The following is a 23,328-nucleotide window of genomic DNA, read 5'->3' as shown; positions in this document are numbered from 1 at the left end:
TTTTTTTACCGCCCTTGGGCGGCAACGAACGAGTAGCAAAACGATGAGTCTGAACCTGGTAAGTGAACATTTGCTCGCAGCGAACGGCCTGAGTCATCAGGACCTGTTTTCCATTCTTGCCCAACTAACCGAGCGTCGCCTCGATTACGGCGATCTCTATTTCCAGTCGAGCTACCACGAATCCTGGGTTTTAGAAGACAGCATCATTAAAGATGGCTCTTATAACATCGACCAGGGCGTCGGTGTTCGCGCCGTAAGCGGTGAGAAAACTGGCTTTGCCTATGCCGATCAGATTAGCCTGACTGCACTGGAGCAGAGTGCCCAGGCAGCGCGGACTATCGTGCGTGAAGCGGGCGATGGTCGTGTGAAAACCCTCGGCGAAGTGCAGCATTCTGCACTCTATACCAGCATCGATCCGCTGCAAAGCATGACCCGCGAGGAGAAGCTGGATATCCTGCGCCGCGTGGACAAAGTGGCTCGCGCGACGGATAAACGCGTTCAAGAAGTGTCAGCCAGCCTGAGCGGTGTGTATGAACTCATTCTGGTGGCTGCTACCGACGGTACGCTGGCCGCTGATGTGCGCCCGCTGGTACGTCTGTCTGTCAGCGTGCAGGTGGAAGATGACGGTAAACGCGAGCGCGGCTCCAGCGGTGGCGGCGGTCGTTTTGGTTATGACTGGTTCCTGGCCGATGAAGACGGCGATGTTCGCGCAGATGCGTGGGCGAAAGAAGCCGTACGCATGGCTCTGGTGAATCTCAATGCGGTAGCGGCCCCAGCCGGTACGCTGCCGGTTGTACTGGGCGCAGGCTGGCCTGGCGTGCTGCTGCACGAAGCGGTCGGTCACGGTCTGGAAGGCGATTTCAACCGTCGCGGCACCTCCGTATTCAGCGGTCAGATGGGCGAGCTGGTGGCCTCGGAACTCTGTACCGTTGTGGATGATGGCACCATGACCGATCGTCGCGGTTCTATCTCTATCGATGATGAAGGGACGCCGGGGCAGTACAACGTACTGATCGAAAACGGCATTCTGAAAGGTTACATGCAGGACAAACTCAACGCGCGTCTGATGGGCGTTGCGCCAACCGGGAACGGGCGTCGCGAATCCTACGCACATCTGCCGATGCCGCGTATGACCAACACCTATATGCTCGCAGGCAAATCGACGCCGCAGGAGATCATCGAATCCGTGGATTACGGGATCTTCGCGCCAAACTTCGGTGGTGGCCAGGTGGATATCACCTCCGGCAAGTTTGTCTTCTCGACGTCCGAAGCCTATCTGATTGAAAAAGGCAAAGTCACCAAAGCGGTGAAAGGCGCTACGCTGATTGGCTCCGGTATCGAGGCGATGCAGCAGATTTCGATGGTGGGTAACGATCTGAAGCTGGATAAAGGCGTGGGCGTCTGCGGTAAAGAAGGCCAGAGCCTGCCGGTGGGCGTCGGTCAGCCGACGCTGAAAGTGGATAATCTGACCGTCGGCGGTACCGCCTGACCTGAAGTCTTATTGAAAAAATGGCGCGTCTGAAAAGGCGCGCCATTTTTTTGCGACGCTTATCGCGCGCTGTTTAGCGGCACCTCAGGATCGGGCTCGCGAGTGATGCGGTTACGTAAATCGCGACGGATAATTTCAATCGACCAGAACCAGATCAGGTGACCCACTATCTCGGAAACGTGCTCGTACCACGGAAGATCAAACAGTGGCGGTGTCAGCCCCATCAGCGGGAACGAAATCATATGAACAAATAGCTGCGCTAATGCCCCGGCGAATAAACCCTGCCAGAGCTTTATTTTCGGAAAGACTTCCGCAACAACGCAATAGCCTACGGCGAACACGATTGAGAAAATAATATGTGTCACGCCAACCCAGTTGAATATATGTCCGGCAAATGTATAAACCGCAGCGTTAGGATCGACGACGCCCAGCCAGTCGCGGAGAAATACATAGGGTGGATTCAGGAAATTACGTGAGCAATCAATTTGGCTGGCGGCTCTGATTAATTGCTCTGGCCCGCATGCGGCGCTGAATAAATCGGTTGGACTGCGCGGAGGAAGAGGAACTTCGGCGCCCCATTTGACAAAGGCGGAGACAATCCCGGCGATCAACCCAATGAACGCGGCGAGTCCGTAGCGCCTGCGTGAAGGCGGTGTTTGTTCGAATAGATTCATATTTATTCCTTGTTTAAACAAAATCCTGAGAAACGTTATTTTTATGAAGTATTTATTTAACAACTCTATAACCGTCTGATATTTGCGTAGAACAGGTTTCAGACAATGAGTACGATAAAGGTCACAAGGCAAATATGTCAATTCGCCATTATTAATAGAACTCAGTGAAATATCTTAATTTCGCCGGAAAGGACTGGAGATATTTATCTCTGACAGGAGGGCAGAGGCCAAATTCCAATAATCATTTGACCTCTCTGCATTTACGGGGTGGCTTACTCTTTTCTTCTGCCCCGCATTCCCTGATAAAGCTCCGCCACTTCCACAAAATAGTCCGTCAGATAGTTAATACAGACCTGGACCTTGAGCGGCAGTTTGTCCTTTTCCGTATAGAGGGCATACACCGGACGAGGATCGGACTGGTAGCGCGGGAAGAGGATCTCCAGCTCACCGCTGTTGATCTCATTGATCACCCACATCAACGGCACGTAGGCGATGCCTGCCCCGGCGACCAGCCAGCGGGAGATGGTCATGGGATCGTTCGTCACGAACCGCCCCTGTGGCAGCAGTTTGGTCGACAGCCCTTCCGGGGCAATCAGCTCAAACTCGTTATCCGGACGCACGCTGTACTCAAGCCAGGAGTGATTGCTCAGATCGGCTGGTTTTTCCGGCACGCCAAACTGCGCCAGATAGTTTTTAGAGGCGCAGACGACCATCGGCATACTGCCCAGGCGACGGGAGAACAGGCTGGAATCCTGCAGCGCACCGACGCGGATCACGACGTCCAGACCGTCGGCGATCAGGTCTGGCGCCGGGATGCCGGTGACCAAATTTACCGCCAGACCTGGATACTCTTTGAGCATTTCCGCCGTCATACTGGCGAGGACATTTTGTGCCATAGTTGAAGAACACCCGATCCGCAGCGTGCCGATGGGGGTGTTATTGAAGGCATAGAGTTGCTCGTGCACGTCCTGGACTTCGTGCAACATCCGACGACAGCCCTGGTAATAGATTTTTCCCGCCTCCGTCAGCCCAATGCTGCGGGTGCTGCGGTTGAGCAGCTTGACCTGAAGCTCATCTTCCAGTTTCGACACCGTCTGGCTGATGGATGAAACACTCATCTGAAGCTGTCGGGCAGCGGCGGTAAAGGAGCCAAATTCGACGACTTTGGCAAACACTGACATGCGCTTTAAACGTTCCATTGTTCACTCTGGCTTAAAAGTGATTTAGATCACATATTATAGATAACAGCATAACAGTTACGTTAATATATTATTACTGACATAACAGCTTCACCATTCCCGCCCGGCTTTTCTTGCCCTTCTGCGATGGTGTGAGCTAAACAAAAACTGTCGCCTGCACGCGTTCAAATCAAGGTCAACATGAGTCTGTTTCCCGTTATCGTGGTGTTCGGTTTATCGTTCCCACCGATTTTCTTCGAACTAATTTTATCACTGGCGATTTTCTGGCTGGTGCGCAAGGTGCTGGTTCCAACCGGCATCTACGATTTTGTCTGGCACCCTGCACTGTTTAATACCGCGCTGTATTGCTGCCTGTTCTGGCTTGTATCGCGCATGTTTGTCTGAGGTAGATGTGAAAACACTAACAAGAAATATCTCCCGTACCGCCATCACCGTGGCGCTGGTGGTCCTGGCGTTCATCGCAATTTTCCGCGCCTGGGTGTTTTACACCGAGTCACCCTGGACGCGTGACGCGCGTTTCAGTGCGGATGTGGTGGCCATTGCCCCTGACGTCGCCGGGCTTATCACCGCGGTTAATGTGCGTGATAACGAACTGGTGAAAAAAGATCAGGTGCTTTTCACCATCGATCAGCCTCGCTACCAGAAAGCCCTCGAAGAGGCTGAAGCAGACGTCGCCTACTATCGGGCGCTGGCCACGGAAAAACGCCGTGAAGCCGGACGACGTAACCAGCTGGGCGTACAGGCCATGTCTCGTGAAGAGATTGACCAGTCTAACAATGTATTGCAAACCGTTCTGCATCAGCAGGCAAAAGCCGAAGCGACACGCGACCTGGCGAAACTGGATCTGGAACGTACGGTGATCCGTGCGCCGTCTGACGGCTGGGTGACCAACCTCAACGTCTATACCGGTGAATTTATCACTCGCGGCTCCACCGCCGTGGCGCTGGTGAAACAGCACTCTTTCTATATTCTCGCCTACATGGAAGAGACCAAACTGGAAGGGGTACGTCCAGGCTATCGCGCCGAAATCACGCCGCTGGGCAGCAACCGCGTGCTTAAAGGCACGGTGGACAGCGTGGCCGCAGGCGTCACCAACTCCAGCGCCACCCGCGATACCAAAGGGATGGCAACGGTTGATTCTAATCTTGAGTGGGTTCGTCTGGCGCAGCGTGTGCCGGTGCGTATTCGTCTCGATGACGAGCAGGGCAACCTGTGGCCGGCCGGCACCACGGCGACGGTGGTGATCACCGGTGAGAAAGATCGTAACGGCAACAACGACTCCCTGTTCCGTAAAATCGCGCATCGTCTGCGTGAGATTGGTTAATTGTGATGGGCATTTTCACCATCGCCACCCAGCACGTTCGCTTCGCCATTAAGCTGGCGTGCGCCATCGTACTGGCACTGTTTGTCGGTTTTCACTTCCAGCTGGAAACTCCGCGTTGGGCGGTGCTGACGGCGGCGATTGTTGCTGCGGGCCCGGCCTTCGCGGCGGGCGGCGAACCCTACTCGGGTGCCATCCGTTATCGCGGGATGCTGCGTATCGCCGGGACGTTTATCGGCTGTATCGCGGCACTGACGATCATTATCACCATGATTCGCTCTCCGCTAATGATGCTGATGGTGTGCTGTATCTGGGCGGGTTTTTGTACCTGGGTTTCCTCGCTGGTGAAGGTGGAGAACTCCTACGCCTGGGGCTTATCCGGTTATACCGCGCTGATCATTGTGATCACCATTCAGAGTGAACCCCTGCTTGCGCCGCAGTTTGCTCTTGAGCGTTGCAGTGAGATTGTCATCGGGATTGTCTGTGCGATCGTTGCCGATCTGCTTTTCTCGCCGCGCTCCATCAAGCAGGAAGTCGATCGCGAGCTGGATGCGCTGATTGTTGCCCAGTATCAACTGATGCAGCTGTGTATTAAACACGGCGACAGTGAAGAGGTGGACAACGCCTGGAGCGCACTGGTGCGTCGCAGCACGGCGCTGGAAGGGATGCGCAGCAACCTGAATATGGAATCCTCCCGCTGGGCGCGCGCTAACCGACGCCTTAAAGCGATCAACACCGTCTCCCTGACGCTGATCACCCAGGCTTGTGAAACCTACCTGATTCAAAATACCCGTCCCGAGGCGGTCACGGATACCTTCCGTGAGCTGTTCGCAGAATCCGTCGAAACGGTGCAGGATGTGCGTAAACAGCTGAAGAGAATGCGTCGGGTCATTGTCTGGACCGGTGAGCGCGACACGCCTGTTACCATTTACAGCTGGGTAGGTGCGGCGACGCGCTATCTGCTCCTCAAACGCGGCGTGATCAGTAATACCAAAATCAGCGCTATTGAAGAGGAAATTCTACGAAGCGAAGTGGTCATCAAAGCCGAGTCGGCAGAGCGCCACCATGCGATGGTGAACTTCTGGCGTACGACTATCGCGTGTGTGCTCGGTACGCTCTTCTGGCTGTGGACGGGCTGGACGTCAGGTGCAAGCGCGATGGTGATGATTGCGGTAGTAACTTCGCTGGCGATGCGTTTACCAAATCCACGTATGGTGGCGGTCGATTTTCTGTATGGCGCGCTCGCGGCGCTCCCCATCGGGGCGTTCTATTTCCTCGTGGTGCTGCCCTCCACCCAGCAAAGTATGCTGCTGCTGTGTATCAGTCTTGCGGTGCTGGCGTTCTTTATCGGGATTGAAGTGCAGAAGCGTCGTCTCGGATCTTTGGGGGCACTCGCCAGTACGATCAACATTCTGGTGCTGGATAACCCGATGACCTTTCACTTCAGCCAGTTCCTCGACAGCGCGTTAGGCCAGCTGGTGGGCTGTTTCCTGGCGATGATGGTCATCCTGCTGGTGCGCGATAACTCCCATGCGCGTACCGGACGTGTGCTGCTGAACCAGTTTGTCTCGGCGGCGGTATCTGCGATGACCACCAACACCGCGCGTCGCAAAGAGAACCATCTGCCGGCTCTGTATCAGCAGCTGTTTTTACTGCTGACGAAATTCCCTGGCGATATTGCCAAGTTCCGCCTGGCGCTGACGATGATCATCGCGCACCAGCGTCTGCGCAATGCACCGATTCCGATCAACGATGATCTGTCGGCATTTCACCGCCAGCTGCGTCGCACGGCGGATCATGTGATTTCGGCCTCGTCGGACGATAAGCGCCGCCGCTACTTTGGCCAGTTACTGGAAGAGTTAAACATCTACCAGGAGAAACTGCGGGTCTGGGAAGCGCCGCGGCAAGTGACGGAACCGGTACAGAGACTGACGGATGTGCTGCATCGGTATCAGAATACACTTACCGACAGCTAGTTGGCTCTGCACAGCCGACAAACACACCGTAAAAACCGACGCCAAAAGCGTCGGTTTTTTTGTGGCTATACTTATTCTGGCAGGCTCTTAAACCCAGATCAGGAGGACACATGACCACCCAGGCACTCCAGGACAATGCGCTTTTTCAAACCGGATATCTGGTAGACGGCATATGGAAAACGCTGGATACCACTTTTGATGTGCTCAACCCGGCCACGGGCGATGTCGTCGCGAAAGTCGCAAAAGCAGGTAAAAAAGAGACCGAAGAGGCTATCGCGGCAGCCAGTCGCGCCTTCCCGGCGTGGCGAGCGAAAACGGCGAAAGAGCGTTCGGCGATCCTGTACCGCTGGTACGAACTGATCATTGAGAACAAAAGCTGGCTTGGACGGTTGATGACCACCGAACAAGGCAAACCGCTAAAAGAGGCGGAAGGCGAAGTCGAATACGCCGCCAGCTTTATCCAGTGGTTTGCTGAGCAGGCGAAACGCGCTAACGGCGAAATCATCCCCCCCATCAAACCCGGCTCACGCATTCTGGCGACCCGCGAACCCATCGGCGTAGTGGCGGCGATCACGCCGTGGAATTTCCCGATGGCGATGCTGACCCGCAAACTCGGCCCGGCGTTGGCCGCAGGCTGCACCGGCGTCATTAAACCCGCTAACAACACACCGCTCAGCGCTTTTGCGCTGCTGACGCTGGCGAAAAAAGCCGGTGTCCCTGATGGCGTGCTCAACGCCGTCGCCGGGAACACCCACGAGATCAGCGATGCCATCATGGCCAGCCACGATGTGCGGAAAATCTCGTTTACCGGTTCGACTGCCGTGGGCAAAACGCTGGTGCGTAATGCCGCAGAAACCATGAAAAAAGTCTCCATGGAGCTGGGCGGCAATGCGCCGTATATCGTCTTTGACGATGCTGATATTGATGCTGCCGTGAAAGGGGCGATTGCCAATAAATTCCGTAACGCCGGGCAGGTGTGTGTCAGCGTGAACCGGTTCTATATTCAGGAATCCATCTACGACGCCTTTGTGACCAAACTCGCTGATGCGGTAAACGCTCTGAAAGTGGGGAACGGCCTGGAAGAGGGCGTGGTGGTGGGGCCGCTGATTGAACCTGCTGCGGTGAATAAAGTGCGCGAACACGTTGAGGATGCGGTCGCAAAAGGTGCAACGGTGCTGGCGGGCGGTAAAGCGCATTCGCTCGGCGGTAATTTCTGGCAGCCAACCGTGTTGGGCGAGTGTCACGAAGGGATGAAGCTGGCTGAGGAAGAGACCTTTGGCCCGGTTGCCGCCTGTTTCCGCTTTACCTCAGAAGAAGAGGTGATCCAGCGTGCGAACAACACGCCGTTTGGCCTGGCGGCTTACTTCTATACGCAAAATCTTTCGCGCGTTTTCCGCGTGTCGCAGGCGATTGAGAGCGGCATGATCGGCATTAACGAATGTGCGGTCTCGACCGAACTCGGCCCATTCGGCGGTGTGAAAGAGTCGGGATTGGGTCGGGAAGGATCGGTTCTTGGGCTGGAAGAGTTTCTGGAAGTTAAAACCCTGCATATCGGGGGATTATAATTATCGTCAGGGCGGCGCAGGCCGCCTTTCTGGACGGGGTGGCGGGCAATGAATATCTATACGTTTGATTTTGATGAAATCGACAGTCAGGAAGACTTTTACCGCGAATTTTGTCGCACATTTGGGTTAGAACAGACAAAGGTAACGGATCTGGATTCGCTGTGGGACGTGGTGATTGGCGATGTCTTACCCATGCCGCTGGAGCTGGAGTTTATCCACCTGCCGGATAAGCTACGCCGACGCTTTGGCGCACTGGTTCTGCTGTTTGACGAGGCGGAAGAGGAGCTGGAAGGGCAACTACGCTTTAACGTTCGTCACTGATTTCAGACATAAAAAAGCCCCTGACAAAGCGTCAGGGGCAAGTCGTATGATGAGATACGACGAGGGTTTATTTGTACAGCTCAGCCGTCGCATGCCAGTGGTCACCCTGATTTAGCTCGGTGACACGATAGCTGCTTGCGCCTGCTTTTTCAGCTTTAGCCGCCAGTTCCTGGCGGATATCCATCGGAGAACCCGCGACGGAAGATACGGATACACTACCCATTGATTGCAGGTTTTGCGCTTGCTCAGAATTCACCTGATGCACAGCTGCGCTGGCACCGAAAGAGAGAACGGAAGCTAAGCCTAGGGTTGCGATGATTAATTTGGTGTTCATAGTCGTACTCCTGAATGTGTTTCCTCGACGGCGAGAAGGGTTATACCGCTATTTTTATGCCTGGTGCCGTTGAGTTGATAATGTCGATACTACTTACTATTGATAAAACTTATTTGTACAGCTCAGCCGTTGCGTGCCAGTGGTCACCAGAACGCGCTTCGATGATGCGATAAGAAGACGCACCCTGCTCTTCGGCTTTTTTATTCAGCATTTCGTGCATGTCCATCGGAGACGTACCGATTGCACCTACGGAAACGGTGCCGATGGCCTGGCGAGATTGTGCCTGATCAGCGTTGATAGAGTCGGCAGCAAATGCACCGAATGACAGGACAGACAGGACGCTCAGAGCCGCTACAGTTGTTTTGATTTTCATGATTGTTTACCTCGTCGAATTTATTGGGGTCTTTCGTTTCGTGACCCTCATCACAAAATCAAGTATACACTAATCACGCTAAATATTAATACCACGCTAATTGTTTCGTGGGTAATTACGTGTTAACTGGTCACGTTTTTATAACTAAAATGCATAGAATTGACCGTTTTTTGGTCACAAAGATAGCCGATATATAAGTAAATCATAGACATAACGAACTTTGATTTTTTGTGCGATCTGTTGATAGATCATTCGCTGGATGAATGAAAAGAGGCAGGTAAAAGCACTATTTGCAAAAGTAAGCACAACAGAATGAGGACGTAAACAAGGCGGGGGGCAGAACATTCCCCGCTGCCTGAGCAGCAGGGAAGGGGATTACAGCTCCTGTTCGAACAGCATCAGGATAGCTTCGTAGAGATCTTTAACGGAAAAACCGTTCGCTGGCGTAGTAAAGATGGTGTCATCCCCCGCGATGGTGCCGAGGATCCCTTCCGCTTTACCCAGTGAATCGAGCAGGCGGGCGATTAACTGCGCCGCACCCGGGCTTGTGTGGATCACGACCACCGCGTCGTTGTAATCAATATCCAGCACCAGGTTTTTCAGCGGGCTGGAGGTGGTCGGCACGCCCAGCTCGGCGGGCAGGCAGTAGACCATTTCCATTTTGGCGTTGCGAGTACGCACCGCGCCAAACTTGGTGAGCATACGGGAGACTTTCGACTGATTAATGTTCTCGAAACCTTGTTCCTGTAAAGCCAGAACAATCTCTCCCTGAGAACTGAATTTCTCTTCTTTGAGCAGGGCTTTAAACGCCTTCACTAATTCTTCTTGTTTTGACGAGCTTCGCATAAGTCACCCGGAATATGACGATAGAAACAACATTATTATGCATGTGGATGAATTTTTATGCAAATATTCTGCCTTGAACCAGGCTGAAATAATGTTATGAAAGGGAGTGATTTTATCAAATTTCGTTATCAGAAAACATGCCTACATCACGGCGCGTAAATAACCTTAAAAGTAAATTAAATGTTATCAAAATGATGTTGTTTTGCTGGCGAGTGAGGGTGTATTGTAACCACCGTCTTGATTGGCTACTTCGTTGCCGCAGTTTGCTGGAAGCATTCTGGCAAAGGTGAAAGACGCGTGACCTCAAATTCTTTAGCTACGAAAATTGTAATTATTTACCTGCTGAATTAATGTCGCCGCAACGGAGTAACAGATATTAAAGTTAACCATAATAAGGAGTTTAGGATGAAAGTTGCAGTCCTCGGCGCTGCTGGTGGTATCGGCCAGGCGCTTGCCCTACTACTGAAAACCCAACTGCCTTCAGGCTCAGAACTCTCTCTGTATGATATTGCTCCGGTAACCCCAGGTGTGGCGGTTGACCTGAGCCACATCCCAACAGCTGTGAAAATCAAAGGCTTCTCCGGTGAAAACGCACGCCCGGCGCTCGAAGGCGCAGACGTCGTGCTGATCTCCGCGGGTGTTGCACGTAAGCCTGGTATGGACCGTTCCGATCTGTTCAACGTCAACGCCGGTATCGTGAAGAACCTGGTCCAGCAGATCGCAGAAACCTGCCCGAAAGCCTGTATCGGTATCATCACTAACCCGGTCAACACCACGGTTGCTATCGCAGCAGAAGTGCTGAAAAAAGCCGGCGTTTACGATAAGAACAAACTGTTTGGCGTGACCACGCTGGACATCATCCGTTCCAATACCTTCGTGGCTGAACTGAAAGGCAAACAGCCTTCCGACATCGAAGTGCCGGTTATCGGTGGTCACTCTGGCGTGACAATCCTGCCACTGCTGTCCCAGATCCCAGGCGTGAGCTTCTCCGAGCAGGAAGTGGCTGACCTGACCAAACGCATCCAGAACGCGGGCACCGAAGTGGTGGAAGCGAAGGCGGGTGGCGGTTCTGCAACCCTGTCTATGGGCCAGGCGGCTGCACGTTTTGGTCTGTCTCTGGTTCGCGCGCTGCAAGGCGAGAAAGGCGTAGTGGAATGTGCGTATGTGGAAGGTGACGGCGAGCACGCCCGCTTCTTCTCACAGCCGCTGCTGCTGGGTAAAAACGGCGTTGAAGAACGTCAGTCAATCGGCAAGCTGAGCGCGTTTGAACAACAAGCGATGGAAGGCATGCTTGATACACTGAAGAAAGATATCACCCTGGGCGAAGAGTTCGTTAACAAGTAAGCGAATGCCTGGTGATAAAAAACCGGAGCCATGGCTCCGGTTTTTTTATGCCGCTTAGTTGGTGGACGGGTATTCCTGAATAGTGACCTGAATGGTCAGCTTCTTATCATTACGCATGACTTCCACCGGAATGATAGAACCCGGGCGAATCTCTGCCACCTGGTCCATTGTCTCCAGCGCGGATACTGCCGGGATACCGTTCACCGACACAATCACGTCATTAACCTGCAGTCCTGCCGCCGCAGCCGGGCCACCTGGAGTGACTTCGTTCACGACGATGCCCTGAATTTGATCGATACCGCCACCCTGCGTATGCAGCGGCGCGATTTCACGTCCACCAATCCCAATGTAGCCACGGATCACGCGACCGTCGCGGATCAGCTTGTCCATGATTTTGGTCGCCAGCTGGAAGGGGATCGCAAAACCGATGCCTTCCGGCGTTTCGCCGTCGTTGCTCTTATCAAAGGAGAGGGTGTTGATGCCCATCAGTTCGCCGAGGGAGTTCACCAGCGCGCCGCCCGAGTTCCCGTGGTTGATGGAGGCATCCGTCTGCAGGAAATTCTGTCGTCCTGATGGATTCAGGCCAATACGACCGGTGGCGCTGATAATCCCCTGGGTGATGGTCTGGCCCAGGTTATAGGGGTTACCGATTGCCATCACCACGTCGCCGATATGCGGCGTGCGCTTACGGTTAATCGGAATCACCGGCAAGCCACCGCTGGCGGTAATTTTCAGTACCGCCAGATCCGTCAGGCTATCCGAACCGACCAGCAGGGCTTCAAAAACGCGGCCATCCTGCAACGCCACAATAATCTGATCGGCGTCGTTGATAACGTGCTTGTTGGTAATGATGTAGCCGCGCTCGTCCATAATTACGCCGGAACCGAGGGTGCGGATCTCCAACTGATTATTGGCGGAACTGTTGAGGCCGCGGTTATAGACGTTCACCACGGCGGGTGCCGCCCGGCGAACGGCCTGGTTGTAACTCACTGGCGTCTCATCCGTACTGTCGAACTGAGGCGCCGCCAGCTTATTGAACTGACGTAATGAGGGCATTGCAGCCAGTAATAAACCGCCAACGACCAATCCGATGGCGACGGAGCGAAATAGCTTAAGAACCATGATGCGGGCGTCGTTAATTGAGAAACGGTTGCAGCATAACATGACTTATCCGGACATCACACGCAGCGGTGATGTCCGGGGTCAGTGCTTAGCGTAATAAGATGTAAAGCGTGTCGTTGCCGCGAACAATTTGCAGCGCAATCACCGTCGGTTTGCTCTCCAGCACTTTGCGCATTTCTGCAATCGACTGCACGCGGTTGCGGTTCACCCCGATGATCACATCATCCTGATGCAAGCCAGCCTGTGCGGCCGGGCTGCTCTTCTCGACGCTTTCAATGGTGATGCCTTTGGTGCCGTCTTTGAGCTGACCGTCACTCAGCGCCGCGCCTTGCAGGGCAGGGGCGATTAGCTCGGCGCTGGCCGATGCAGAGGTGCTCTTATCCAGTGTCACTTCCACGTCGAGCGGTTTACCGTCGCGCAGCAGGCCGAGTTTCACTTTGGTGCCTGGCTCTGTGGTGGCGATGCGCGAGCGCAGTTCCGCAAAGCTGCTCAGCGGTTTACCGTTCAGGCTTACAATCACATCACCCGATTTCACGCCTGCCTTCGCCGAGCCGGAATTGGCCAGCACTTCGCTGACGAACGCCCCGCGCTGGACGTTAAGATTGAACGCTTTCGCAATATCAGCGCTCATCTCCATGCCTTTAATACCCAACAGCCCGCGTTTGATTTCGCCGGACTCAATCAGCTGTTGCGCCAGGGTTTTCGCCATATTGCTGGGAATGGCGAAACCGATGCCGATGCTGCCGCCGCCCGGTGCGAGGATCGCGGTGTTAATCCCGATCAGCTCGCCGTTCAGGTTCAGCAGGGCACCGCCGGAGTTGCCGCGGTTAATGGAGGCGTCGGTCTGGATAAAGTTCTCCAGCCCTTCAAGGTTCAGCCCGCTGCGGCCAAGCGCTGAGACAATCCCGGAGGTCGCGGTCTGGCCTAAGCCAAACGGGTTACCGACGGCCACGGCAAAATCGCCGACGCGCAGTTTATCGGAGTCGGCGATCACAATTTGCGTCAGATTGCTGGGGTTTTGTATTTGCAGCAGCGCGATGTCGCTCTGGTCATCGCCGCCAATCAGTTTGGCGTCAAACTCACGACCATCGTTCATTTGCACACTGATTTTGTCGGCCTGGCTGATGACGTGGTTGTTGGTCAACACGTAGCCTTTCGCCGCGTCGATCACCACGCCGGAGCCAAGCCCTTCAAAAGGTTGCGCTGGCTGGTCCGGGCCTTCTTCGCCAAAGTATTTTTTTAGCTCTTCCGGCACGCGCTGGCTTTGCGCGGCGGTGCCTTCCACCTTCACGCTTACAACCGCAGGCAGCACTTTTTCAAGCATCGGCGCCAGGCTCGGAATGGCAGCCGCACCAGGCACTTGCGAAGGAAGCGCCGCGGCCGCAGGCCAGGACGCCGTCAAAGATAACCCGACACTTAACGCTATCGCGCTTAACAGCTGGTTTTTTTTCTTCATTGATGCTGGCTCTCGTTGCCTGGAGTAAAGGAAAATCGGCCCAAAAACAGTCTGATGTTATTGAATTTCAAACCACTGAACAATGAGGTAATTGACTAAATAATAGCTGGGAAGGGAAAGAAAGGACGGGCGCGAGGTGTGCGCCCGTGAAATAAATCGTAGATGTGCAATTAATCGCGTTTTACGCCACCGCGCAGCAGGCCGGATGCACCGTCAGAGTAATCACGCGGCATTTGAATCGGTGCCTGATCGTTACCGGCTTCAGACTCCGCCAGACGGTTGCGGAACGGGTTGGTGTCACCGCTCAGTTCCGGCAGCAGGCTGCTGGAGCTTTTTGCCATGTGCTGATACAGCTGACGGTAATCGGTCGCCATATTGTCCAGCAGTTCGGCGCTACGGGCAAAGTGGCTGACCAGCTCTTCACGATACTCTTCCAGCTCAGCTTTGTTCTTTTCCAGTTCATACTGCAGCGACTGTTGCTGACGCAATTTGCGATTACCAAAACGCATGGCCACGGCACCGATGGCGATACCGACGACTAAACCAATTAGCGCATATTCCCAGGTCATGAACTTCTCCCGTTGTCTTGTTGTTCCGTAGGGTAGTGGCTCGGCTCCTGCCTGTGCCTGATTATGCCACTATAACCGCTATTTCTTCAGAAGTGGAATCCTGACGCATCATCGCGTACTGTAGAACGGCCTTTTTTTCGCCAGTCGCGCCCACTGGTGAGGTTTAATTGAAGGAATAACAACAAGATTATGCAAAATCTGTCCCCCACATCGCGTTACAAACAGGCCCTTGATGAGGGCACTCATCAGCCCGACGACGTTCAGCGTGAAGCCGTTAATCGCCTGAATGTGATCTACCAGGAATTGACTCAGCAGATGCCCGCCCCCGCACAGAGCGGCGGACTGAAAGCGGCATTTGGCCGATTGTTGGGAAAAAAAGAGCCACAGACCGCAGCGCCCGTTCGCGGCTTATATATGTGGGGCGGCGTGGGCCGGGGGAAAACCTGGCTAATGGACATGTTTTATCAGAGCCTGCCGGGCACGCGTAAACAGCGTCTGCACTTCCACCGCTTTATGCTGCGCGTCCACGAAGAGCTTAACGCGCTGCAAGGTCATACCGATCCGCTGGATATCATCGCCGAGCGTTTTAAAGCCGAAACCGACGTTTTGTGTTTCGATGAGTTTTTCGTCTCGGATATCACCGACGCCATGCTGCTGGGCGGCCTGATGAAAGCGCTGTTTGCGCGGGGCATTACGCTGGTGGCGACGTCTAACATTCCGCCGGACGATCTCTATCGCAACGGTTTGCAGCGTGCGCGTTTCCTGCCGGCCATCGAGGCAATCAAAGAACACTGCGACATTATGAATGTCGATGCGGGCGTAGATTATCGTCTGCGCACGCTGACCCAGGCGCATCTGTGGCTCTCACCCTTAGACGAAGAGACGCGCGGTAAGATGGACAATCTCTGGCTGGCTCTGGCAGGCGCTAATCGCGATACAGCCCCAGAGCTGGAAATTAATCATCGTCCTCTGCCAACCCTGGGGGTCGAAAACCAGACGCTGGCGGTTTCGTTTGCCACGCTGTGCATCGATGCCCGCAGCCAGCACGACTACATCGCGCTCTCGCGCCTGTTTCATACGGTAATGCTGTTTGATGTGCCGGTGATGACGCCGCTGATGGAGAGTGAAGCCCGCCGCTTTATCGCGCTGGTAGATGAGTTTTACGAACGTCATGTGAAGCTGGTGGTGAGCGCCGCCGTGCCGCTCTATGAGGTCTACCAGGGCGAGCGGCTGAAGTTTGAGTTCCAGCGTTGTTTGTCGCGTTTGCAGGAAATGCAGAGCGAAGAGTATTTGAAACGCGCGCACATGCCGTAAATGCCGCACCGTGCCGCAGGCCGGGGAAGGCGTAGTCGCCACCCGGCAATACCCCAGCGAAAACCTTGCGACTAATCACATTTAAGGGTCGATCTTTGACCTCGACTTCTCTATAATCTTGCGACCCCACGTTACGAGAAGGTTTTTTTCCCAAAACTTTCTATGTGCTGGCACAGGCTATTCGAAGGGGTAGGTTTGCCGGACTTTGTCGTGTGAGCCTCAACTGACTAAACGTTTGGGTGTTCACCAACGTGTAACTTATTATTTGGGTAAGCTTTTAATGAAAACTTTTACAGCTAAACCAGAAACCGTAAAACGCGACTGGTATGTTGTTGACGCGACCGGTAAAACTCTGGGTCGTCTTGCTTCCGAACTGGCTCGTCGCCTGCGCGGTAAGCACAAAGCGGAATACACTCCGCACGTTGATACTGGTGATTACATCATCGTTCTGAACGCAGAAAAAGTTGCTGTAACCGGCAACAAGCGCGAAGACAAAATGTATTACCACCACACCGGCCACATCGGTGGTATCAAAGAAGCGACCTTTGAAGAGATGATTGCCCGCCGTCCTGAGCGTGTGATTGAAATCGCGGTTAAAGGCATGCTGCCAAAAGGCCCGCTGGGTCGTGCTATGTACCGTAAACTGAAAGTTTACGCAGGCAACGAGCACAACCACGCGGCACAGCAACCGCAAGTTCTTGACATCTAATCGGGATTATAGGCAATGGCTGAAAATCAATACTACGGCACTGGTCGCCGCAAAAGCTCCGCCGCTCGCGTGTTCATCAAACCGGGCAGTGGTAAAATCGTAATCAACCAACGTTCTCTGGAACAGTACTTCGGTCGTGAAACTGCCCGCATGGTAGTTCGTCAGCCGCTGGAACTGGTTGATATGGTTGAGAAATTCGATCTGTACATCACCGTTAAAGGTGGTGGTACTTCTGGTCAGGCTGGTGCGATCCGTCACGGTATCACCCGCGCTCTGATGGAGTACGACGAGTCCCTGCGTGGCGAACTGCGTAAAGCTGGCTTCGTTACTCGTGATGCTCGTGAAGTTGAACGTAAGAAAGTCGGCCTGCGTAAAGCACGTCGTCGTCCTCAGTTCTCCAAACGTTAATCTATTTTCTGCTTCGGCAGAAAGATTGGCGAAAAACCCGCTTCGGCGGGTTTTTTTTATGGATAATCCGACGGTTATCCACAGTATTTATTTGATTATCAGCTCTTTTTCAGCATTTCCAGAATCCCCTCACCACAAACCCTGCAAAATCTGGTAAACTATCATCCAATTTTCTGCCCAAATGTCAGTGAATACACCACTTTTGTTCGATTTTTGAGCGATTGAGTTTGTTCCTGGGATGGGTAACAAATCATCTGGCTGGCCCACGGGCCGGTAGCAGTAATATTCTGAATATACCTGGAGGTTTTCATGGCTGTCGCTGCCAACAAACGTTCGGTAATGACGCTGTTTTCTGGTCCTACTGACATTTATAGCCATCAGGTTCGTATCGTGCTGGCCGAGAAAGGTGTCAGTTTTGAGATCGAGCATGTGGAAAAGGATAACCCACCTCAGGATCTGATCGATCTCAACCCGAACCAGAGCGTACCAACGCTGGTGGATCGCGAGCTGACCCTGTGGGAATCCCGCATCATTATGGAATATCTGGATGAGCGATTCCCTCATCCGCCGCTGATGCCGGTTTATCCGGTTGCGCGTGGTGAAAGCCGCCTGTACATGCAGCGTATCGAGAAAGACTGGTACACCCTGATGAACGTCATTGTGAACGGTTCATCCTCAGAAGCAGACGCTGCCCGTAAGCAACTGCGTGAAGAACTGCTGGCCATTGCGCCGGTATTCGGTCAAAAGCCGTTCTTCCTGAGCGACGAGTTCAGTCTGGTAGATTGCTACCTGGCTCCGCTGCTGTGGCGTCTGCAGGCTCTGGGCGTAGAGTTCAGCGGTCCTGGCGCGAAAGAGCTGAAAGGCTACATGACTCGCGTATTTGAGCGCGACTCTTTCCTTGCTTCTCTGACAGAACCGGAACGCGAAATGCGTCTTGGTCGAGGTTAACGATTGTGGAAATGTCACAGCTATCTCCACGCCGTCCGTATCTGCTGCGTGCCTTCTATGAATGGCTGCTGGACAACCAGCTTACGCCGCACCTGGTAGTGGATGTGACGTTGCCGGGCGTGAGCGTTCCGATGGAATACGCGCGTGATGGTCAGATCGTTTTGAACATCGCGCCACGCGCGGTGGGTAATCTTGAGCTGGCAAACGACGAAGTGCGCTTCAACGCGCGTTTCGGCGGCGTACCGCGTCAGGTCTCTGTTCCGCTCGCTGCCGTGCTGGCAGTCTATGCGCGTGAAAACGGTGCAGGTACGATGTTTGAGCCGGAAGCGGCGTATGACGAAGATGTCGCCAGCCTCAACGATGAAGACGGTTCTACCGCCAGCGAAAGCGAAACGGTGATGTCCATTATCGACGGCGATAAGCCCGATCACGACAATGACAACGACCCTGATGACGATCCGCCGCCGCGCGGTGGCCGTCCAGCGTTACGCGTTGTGAAATAATTGAACAGGCCCGATGGGCCTGTTTTGCTATTCAGGGCTTTTCGCCCAGCCAAAAATCCTGTGTTATGATGAGTCGTTGTCACTGATTGTCACTCTTCTGACCCGAGTCTTTATGAAACCATTTGATCTTCAGGCGGAAAATTCAACCGAAACCCTTGGTCGCAGTTTGCGTCGTCGCCCGCTGGCGCGTAAAAAACTTTCCGATATGGTGGAAGAAGAGCTGGAGCAGATGATCCGTCGCCAGGAGTTTGCCCAGGGCGAACAACTTCCTTCCGAGCGTGAGCTGATGGAGTTCTTCAACGTGGGCCGCCCATCGGTACGTGAAGCGCTGGCCGCCCTGAAGCGAAAAGGCCTGGTGCAAATCAACAACGGCGAACGCGCCCGCGTCTCGATGCCTTCGGCCGATACCATCATTAGCGAACTCTCCGGTATGGCGAAAGATTTCCTCACCCAGCCGGGCGGTATTACCCACTTTGAACAGCTGCGTCTGTTTTTCGAATCCAGCCTGGTGCGTTACGCGGCAGAATACGCCACGGACGAACAGGTTGAGCGCCTGTCGAAAGCGCTGGAAATTAACAGCCAGTCCCTCAGCGATAACGCGCTTTTCATCCGCTCGGATGTCGATTTCCACCGCGTGCTGGCGGAGATCCCCGGCAACCCAATCTTTATGGCGATACACGTCGCGCTGCTCGACTGGCTGATAGCCGCTCGTCCGAAAGTCTCCGACGCCGAGCTGTATCAGCACAACGATGTCAGCTATCAGCAGCATATTGCTATTGTTGACGCCATCCGCCGCCGCGATCCTGATGAAGCCGATCGGGCGCTGCAAACCCATCTCAACAGCGTTTCCGCCACCTGGCACGCCTTCGGCCAGGGATCCAAAAAGAAAAAATAACGATCCTTTAGTGAAGCAGATCGCAATATAAGCGTTCTGTATGGGGTGCTGCTTATTTGATCTGGTATAACAGGTATAAAGGTATATCAAAAAGCAGATCAATAACCACTTGAGGTATCTATGGCAAAGCAATTACGTGGCGTGATGGCCGCACTCCTGACTCCGTTTAATTCACAGCAGGCGCTGGATAAAGAAAGTCTGCGCCGCCTGGTGCAGTTCAACATTCAACAGGGAATCGACGGTCTGTATGTCGGCGGCTCAACGGGCGAAGCCTTCGTACAAAGCCTCGCCGAGCGCGAGCAGGTGCTGGAGATCGTGGCAGAAGAGGCCAAGGGCAAAGTGACGCTGATCGCCCATGTCGGCTGCGTCAGCACAGCGGAAAGCCAGCAGCTCGCGGCGGCGGCAAGCCGTATCGGCTTCGACGCTGTGTCGGCGGTCACACCCTTCTACTATCCCTTCAGCTTCGAAGAACATTGTGACCACTACCGTGCAATCATTGATTCATCGGATGGTTTGCCGATGGTGGTGTACAACATCCCGGCGCTGAGCGGCGTGAAGTTATCCCTCGATCAAATCAATACGCTGGTGACGCTACCGGGTGTAGGTGCCCTGAAACAGACCTCCGGCGATCTCTTCCAGATGGAGCAGATCCGCCGGGCGCATCCGGATCTGGTGCTTTATAACGGCTACGACGAGATCTTCGCCTCCGGTTTGCTGGCAGGCGCGGACGGCGGGATCGGCAGCACTTACAACATCATGGGCGCGCGCTATCAGGCGATCGCTAAAGCGATCCGCGAAGGGGACAACGCAACCGCGCAGCATCTGCAAAGCGAGTGCAACAAGGTTATCGATTTGCTGATTAAAGTCGGCGTGTTCCGTGGCCTGAAAACCGTCCTGCACTATATGGACGTGGTCTCTGTTCCGCTATGCCGTAAGCCTTTTGCTCCGGTGGCAGAGCAGTATCTGCCGGAGCTGAAAGCCCTCGCAGAACAGCTGCTGGCTGAGAAACGCTAATGCATTGCCGGATAAGCGAAGCGCATCCGGCGAAGACAAAACACGATATGTAAGCCGGATGGTGAACCCGCCATCCGGCAATACGACAAAAAATCGTCGGGAGAGTGTTATGAGTATTTCTACCCAAAGCATCCCGTGGTACCGCCATCTGACCCGCCCACAGTGGCGCGCATTCTCCGCCGCCTGGCTGGGGTATTTGCTTGATGGCTTTGATTTTGTATTGATGGCGTTGGTATTAACAGAAGTCAAAAGTGAATTTGGTTTAACGACGGTTGAAGCAGCCAGCCTGATTTCGGCCGCCTTTATCTCGCGCTGGTTTGGCGGCTTGCTGCTGGGCGCAATGGGCGATCGCTACGGTCGCAAACTGGCCATGATCACCAGTATCGTTCTCTTCTCCTGCGGCACGCTGGCGTGCGGATTTGCGCCGGGCTACGTCACCATGTTTATTGCCCGTATGGTGATCGGCATGGGTATGGCGGGCGAATACGGCTCCAGCGCAACCTATGTGATTGAAAGCTGGCCGAAACATCTGCGTAATAAAGCCAGCGGCTTTTTAATCTCCGGTTTTTCTGTCGGTGCCGTGGTTGCGGCGCAGGTTTACAGCGTGGTTGTTCCCGCGTGGGGCTGGCGAGCGCTGTTCCTTATCGGTATTTTGCCAATCATTTTCGCCCTGTGGCTGCGTAAAAACATCCCGGAAGCGGAAGACTGGAAAGCGAAGCACGAAGGCAAAGCGCCGGTGCGCACGATGGTCGACATTCTCTATCGCGGCAAGCACCGCCTGATCAATATCGTCATGACGATGTTTGCTGGCATCGCGCTGTGGTTCTGCTTTGCCGGTGAGCTAAACAACGCCGGGCTGGTGGTGATTCTGGGGCTGTTGTGTGCCTGCGTCTTTATCAGTTTTATGGTGCAAAGCAGCGGTAAGCGCTGGCCGACGGGTGTCACCCTGATGGTCGTGGTGCTCTTCGCATTCCTCTACTCGTGGCCTATTCAGGCGCTGCTGCCCACTTATCTGAAAACGGATCTGGCGTACGATCCGATGACGGTCGCCCATGTGCTGTTCTTTAGCGGCTTTGGTGCGGCGGTGGGCTGCTGCGTCGGCGGCTTCCTCGGCGACTGGCTTGGCACCCGCAGAGCGTACGTTTGTAGCCTGCTGGCCTCGCAGCTGCTGATTATTCCGGTGTTCGCCATCGGTGGGTCAAATATTTGGGTGCTGGGCCTGCTGCTCTTCTTCCAGCAGATGTTGGGGCAAGGGATTTCCGGGATTTTACCGAAGCTGATTGGGGGCTATTTCGACACGGATCAGCGTGCCGCCGGGCTGGGCTTTACCTACAATGTCGGCGCCCTGGGCGGCGCGATTGCCCCGATTATCGGCGCTCTGCTGGCACAGCGACTTGAGCTGGGTACCGCGCTGGGAACCCTGTCATTTGGCCTGACGTTTGTGGTGATCCTGTTGATCGGTCTTGATATGCCATCCCGCGTACAGCGCTGGATCCGTCCGGAGGCCCTGCGTACTCACGATGCTATCGACGGTAAACCTTTCAGCGGCGCCGTTCCATTTGGCAGTATTAAAAACGAGCGTGAGGCGGTGAAATGACGACGCTGGCGATCGATATTGGCGGCACCAAACTGGCCGCTGCGCTGATCGACGATGACTTTCAGATCCGCGAACGGCGAGAGCAGCCGACACCTGCCAGCAAAACGCCAGACGCCCTGCGCGCAGCGCTAAAATCGCTGGTGGAACCGATAATGTCAGCGGCGCAGCGGGTGGCAATCGCCTCGACGGGGATAATCCGCGAAGGCACGTTGCTGTCGATTAATCCCCACAATCTTGGCGGCCTGCTGCATTTCCCGCTGGTACAGACGCTGGAGTCGATAACCGGACTGCCCGCAATGGCGGTGAATGATGCGCAGGCTGCGGCGTGGGCGGAGTACCATGCGCCTGGCATCAATGCGCCGGATATGGTTTTCATCACCGTCTCTACGGGGGTCGGCGGGGGCGTGGTGCTCAATGGTGAGTTGCAGACGGGGGCGGGCGGGCTTGCCGGGCATCTGGGGCATACGCTGGCCGATCCGCAAGGGCCAATCTGCGGCTGCGGTCGTAGAGGGTGTGTGGAAGCGATTGCCTCCGGTCGGGCGATTGCTGCCTGGGCGCAGGGCGAGCTGGCGGGCCTCGATGCGAAGGCGATCTTCGACCATGCGCAGCGCGGGCATCAGCCCGCCCGCGCGCTGGTCGCTCATTCGGCCCAAACGCTGGCGCGACTCATCGCCGATGTCAAAGCAGTAACGGATTGTCAGACCGTTGTCGTTGGTGGCAGCGTCGGGCTGGCTGAGGGATATTTATCGCAGGTGGCTAAGTTTCTTGCGCAGGAGCCCGCGGTTTATCACGTCGAACTTCGCCCGGCGTATTACCGCCACGATGCCGGTTTACTGGGCGCGGCAAGACTGGCTACAGGAGCAACATCATGATGATGGGCAAAGCGAGCGCGCTGTCGGGATTACATCCCGTGCTGGCGGAGGCGCTGACACAGGCCATCGCGGCCTGGCCGCAGGACAAAGCGCCGGGGCGTTATGAACTGCAAGGCGACGATATCTTTATGAACGTGATGACGTTCGCCACGCAGGAACCAGAGCAGAAAAAAGCGGAGCTGCACGAGCAGTATATCGATATCCAGCTGTTGCTGGCGGGCGACGAACGCATCCTGTACGGCGTAGCTAGCTCTGCGCGACATTGCGAGGAAAGGCATATTGAGGAGGATTATCAGCTATGTAGCGCCATTGAAGGCGTGCAGCAGCTTGATTTGAAACCCGGTATGTACGCCATCTTTATGCCCGGCGAACCGCATAAACCAGGGTGTAGGGTGAAGGAAATTGAAGAGATTAAGAAAGTGGTGGTGAAAGTGCGCGCCAGTTTGGTCGGCGCATAAAAAAAACCGGATGGCATCGCC

The 23,328-nt window shown here is 54.7% G+C and carries 25 protein-coding genes; 17 read left to right on the top strand and 8 right to left on the bottom strand.

Annotation, left to right across the window (positions count from 1 at the left end):
• Positions 1 to 43 precede the first annotated feature (43 nt).
• Complete coding sequence (gene tldD, locus F153LOC_RS09595; protein WP_100778690.1) at positions 44 to 1,489, top strand: metalloprotease TldD; 1,446 nt, start codon at positions 44 to 46, stop codon at positions 1,487 to 1,489.
• A gap of 59 nt (positions 1,490 to 1,548) precedes the next feature.
• Here the strand turns inward: tldD and F153LOC_RS09590 are convergent, their stop codons facing one another.
• Both F153LOC_RS09590 and aaeR read right to left on the bottom strand, forming a co-directional pair.
• Entirely contained in the window at positions 1,549 to 2,163 is a 615-nt protein-coding gene (locus F153LOC_RS09590) for a YagU family protein (RefSeq protein ID WP_102105516.1), read from the bottom strand.
• Between the two features lie 272 nt (positions 2,164 to 2,435).
• A complete protein-coding gene (aaeR, locus tag F153LOC_RS09585; RefSeq protein WP_095283622.1) occupies positions 2,436 to 3,362 on the bottom strand; it encodes an HTH-type transcriptional activator AaeR in 927 nt (308 codons plus the stop codon).
• Positions 3,363 to 3,542: 180 nt separating this feature from the next.
• Between aaeR and aaeX the strand changes: the two genes are divergently transcribed.
• From aaeX to F153LOC_RS09560, 5 genes are all read left to right on the top strand, one after another.
• Complete coding sequence (gene aaeX, locus F153LOC_RS09580) at positions 3,543 to 3,746, top strand: p-hydroxybenzoic acid efflux pump operon protein AaeX (protein ID WP_102105515.1); 204 nt, start codon at positions 3,543 to 3,545, stop codon at positions 3,744 to 3,746.
• A gap of 7 nt (positions 3,747 to 3,753) precedes the next feature.
• The gene (gene aaeA / locus F153LOC_RS09575; protein WP_102105514.1) at positions 3,754 to 4,686 is read left to right on the top strand and encodes a p-hydroxybenzoic acid efflux pump subunit AaeA; all 933 of its coding nucleotides are present in this window, start codon (positions 3,754 to 3,756) and stop codon (positions 4,684 to 4,686) included.
• A 5-nt stretch (positions 4,687 to 4,691) separates the two neighbouring features.
• Entirely contained in the window at positions 4,692 to 6,659 is a 1,968-nt protein-coding gene (gene aaeB / locus F153LOC_RS09570) for a p-hydroxybenzoic acid efflux pump subunit AaeB (RefSeq protein ID WP_102105513.1), read from the top strand.
• Between the two features lie 110 nt (positions 6,660 to 6,769).
• Positions 6,770 to 8,224, top strand: a complete 1,455-nt coding sequence (locus tag F153LOC_RS09565; protein WP_102105512.1) for an NAD-dependent succinate-semialdehyde dehydrogenase — start codon at positions 6,770 to 6,772, stop codon at positions 8,222 to 8,224.
• A 48-nt stretch (positions 8,225 to 8,272) separates the two neighbouring features.
• A complete protein-coding gene (locus tag F153LOC_RS09560) occupies positions 8,273 to 8,545 on the top strand; it encodes a barstar family protein (protein ID WP_102105511.1) in 273 nt (90 codons plus the stop codon).
• A 67-nt stretch (positions 8,546 to 8,612) separates the two neighbouring features.
• Here the strand turns inward: F153LOC_RS09560 and yhcN (F153LOC_RS09555) are convergent, their stop codons facing one another.
• From yhcN (F153LOC_RS09555) to argR, 3 genes are all read right to left on the bottom strand, one after another.
• Positions 8,613 to 8,879, bottom strand: coding sequence for a peroxide/acid stress response protein YhcN (yhcN, locus tag F153LOC_RS09555; RefSeq protein ID WP_102105510.1), 267 nt, complete (start codon positions 8,877 to 8,879; stop codon positions 8,613 to 8,615).
• Between the two features lie 109 nt (positions 8,880 to 8,988).
• On the bottom strand, positions 8,989 to 9,252 hold the full coding sequence (gene yhcN, locus F153LOC_RS09550; protein ID WP_047347671.1) for a peroxide/acid stress response protein YhcN: 264 nt from the start codon (positions 9,250 to 9,252) through the stop codon (positions 8,989 to 8,991).
• A gap of 375 nt (positions 9,253 to 9,627) precedes the next feature.
• A complete protein-coding gene (gene argR, locus F153LOC_RS09545; protein WP_100778698.1) occupies positions 9,628 to 10,098 on the bottom strand; it encodes a transcriptional regulator ArgR in 471 nt (156 codons plus the stop codon).
• Positions 10,099 to 10,503: 405 nt separating this feature from the next.
• Between argR and mdh the strand changes: the two genes are divergently transcribed.
• Entirely contained in the window at positions 10,504 to 11,442 is a 939-nt protein-coding gene (gene mdh / locus F153LOC_RS09535; protein ID WP_100778699.1) for a malate dehydrogenase, read from the top strand.
• Positions 11,443 to 11,496: 54 nt separating this feature from the next.
• Here mdh and degS read toward each other — a convergent pair whose 3' ends face one another.
• The 3 genes from degS to zapG form a co-directional block, all read right to left on the bottom strand.
• Positions 11,497 to 12,564, bottom strand: a complete 1,068-nt coding sequence (degS, locus tag F153LOC_RS09530) for an outer membrane-stress sensor serine endopeptidase DegS (RefSeq protein ID WP_100780807.1) — start codon at positions 12,562 to 12,564, stop codon at positions 11,497 to 11,499.
• 88 nt (positions 12,565 to 12,652) lie between these two features.
• Positions 12,653 to 14,020, bottom strand: coding sequence for a serine endoprotease DegQ (degQ, locus tag F153LOC_RS09525; RefSeq protein ID WP_102105509.1), 1,368 nt, complete (start codon positions 14,018 to 14,020; stop codon positions 12,653 to 12,655).
• Positions 14,021 to 14,190: 170 nt separating this feature from the next.
• A complete protein-coding gene (gene zapG / locus F153LOC_RS09520; protein WP_100778701.1) occupies positions 14,191 to 14,589 on the bottom strand; it encodes a Z-ring associated protein ZapG in 399 nt (132 codons plus the stop codon).
• Between the two features lie 189 nt (positions 14,590 to 14,778).
• Here zapG and zapE point away from each other — a divergent pair, with 189 nt between their 5' ends.
• The 10 genes from zapE (at position 14,779) to nanQ (ending at position 23,307) form a co-directional block, all read left to right on the top strand.
• Positions 14,779 to 15,903, top strand: coding sequence for a cell division protein ZapE (gene zapE / locus F153LOC_RS09515; protein WP_102105508.1), 1,125 nt, complete (start codon positions 14,779 to 14,781; stop codon positions 15,901 to 15,903).
• 280 nt (positions 15,904 to 16,183) lie between these two features.
• Positions 16,184 to 16,612: a 50S ribosomal protein L13 gene (rplM, locus tag F153LOC_RS09510; protein ID WP_004868222.1), complete on the top strand. Its 429-nt coding sequence runs from the start codon at positions 16,184 to 16,186 to the stop codon at positions 16,610 to 16,612.
• 15 nt (positions 16,613 to 16,627) lie between these two features.
• Positions 16,628 to 17,020: a 30S ribosomal protein S9 gene (gene rpsI, locus F153LOC_RS09505; protein WP_064543072.1), complete on the top strand. Its 393-nt coding sequence runs from the start codon at positions 16,628 to 16,630 to the stop codon at positions 17,018 to 17,020.
• A gap of 309 nt (positions 17,021 to 17,329) precedes the next feature.
• Positions 17,330 to 17,968 (top strand): stringent starvation protein SspA, encoded by a 639-nt coding sequence (gene sspA / locus F153LOC_RS09495; protein ID WP_100778703.1) that lies wholly within the window; start codon positions 17,330 to 17,332, stop codon positions 17,966 to 17,968.
• Between the two features lie 5 nt (positions 17,969 to 17,973).
• A complete protein-coding gene (sspB, locus tag F153LOC_RS09490) occupies positions 17,974 to 18,471 on the top strand; it encodes a ClpXP protease specificity-enhancing factor (protein WP_100778704.1) in 498 nt (165 codons plus the stop codon).
• A 112-nt stretch (positions 18,472 to 18,583) separates the two neighbouring features.
• A complete protein-coding gene (nanR, locus tag F153LOC_RS09485) occupies positions 18,584 to 19,366 on the top strand; it encodes a transcriptional regulator NanR (RefSeq protein WP_102105534.1) in 783 nt (260 codons plus the stop codon).
• A gap of 120 nt (positions 19,367 to 19,486) precedes the next feature.
• Complete coding sequence (gene nanA / locus F153LOC_RS09480; protein WP_100778705.1) at positions 19,487 to 20,380, top strand: N-acetylneuraminate lyase; 894 nt, start codon at positions 19,487 to 19,489, stop codon at positions 20,378 to 20,380.
• Positions 20,381 to 20,489: 109 nt separating this feature from the next.
• Entirely contained in the window at positions 20,490 to 21,977 is a 1,488-nt protein-coding gene (locus F153LOC_RS09475; RefSeq protein WP_102105507.1) for an MFS transporter, read from the top strand.
• Entirely contained in the window at positions 21,974 to 22,849 is an 876-nt protein-coding gene (locus F153LOC_RS09470; RefSeq protein WP_102105506.1) for an N-acetylmannosamine kinase, read from the top strand. Before F153LOC_RS09475 ends, F153LOC_RS09470 begins: the two co-directional genes overlap by 4 nt.
• Positions 22,846 to 23,307: an N-acetylneuraminate anomerase gene (gene nanQ, locus F153LOC_RS09465; RefSeq protein WP_102105505.1), complete on the top strand. Its 462-nt coding sequence runs from the start codon at positions 22,846 to 22,848 to the stop codon at positions 23,305 to 23,307. The genes F153LOC_RS09470 and nanQ overlap by 4 nt, the downstream gene beginning before the upstream one ends.
• Positions 23,308 to 23,328 lie beyond the last annotated feature (21 nt).

This window comes from Lelliottia sp. F153 (assembly GCF_002870005.1).
In the GTDB taxonomy this organism is placed as follows: domain Bacteria; phylum Pseudomonadota; class Gammaproteobacteria; order Enterobacterales; family Enterobacteriaceae; genus Enterobacter; species Enterobacter nimipressuralis.
This window is presented reverse-complemented; position numbering and strand designations above follow the sequence as displayed.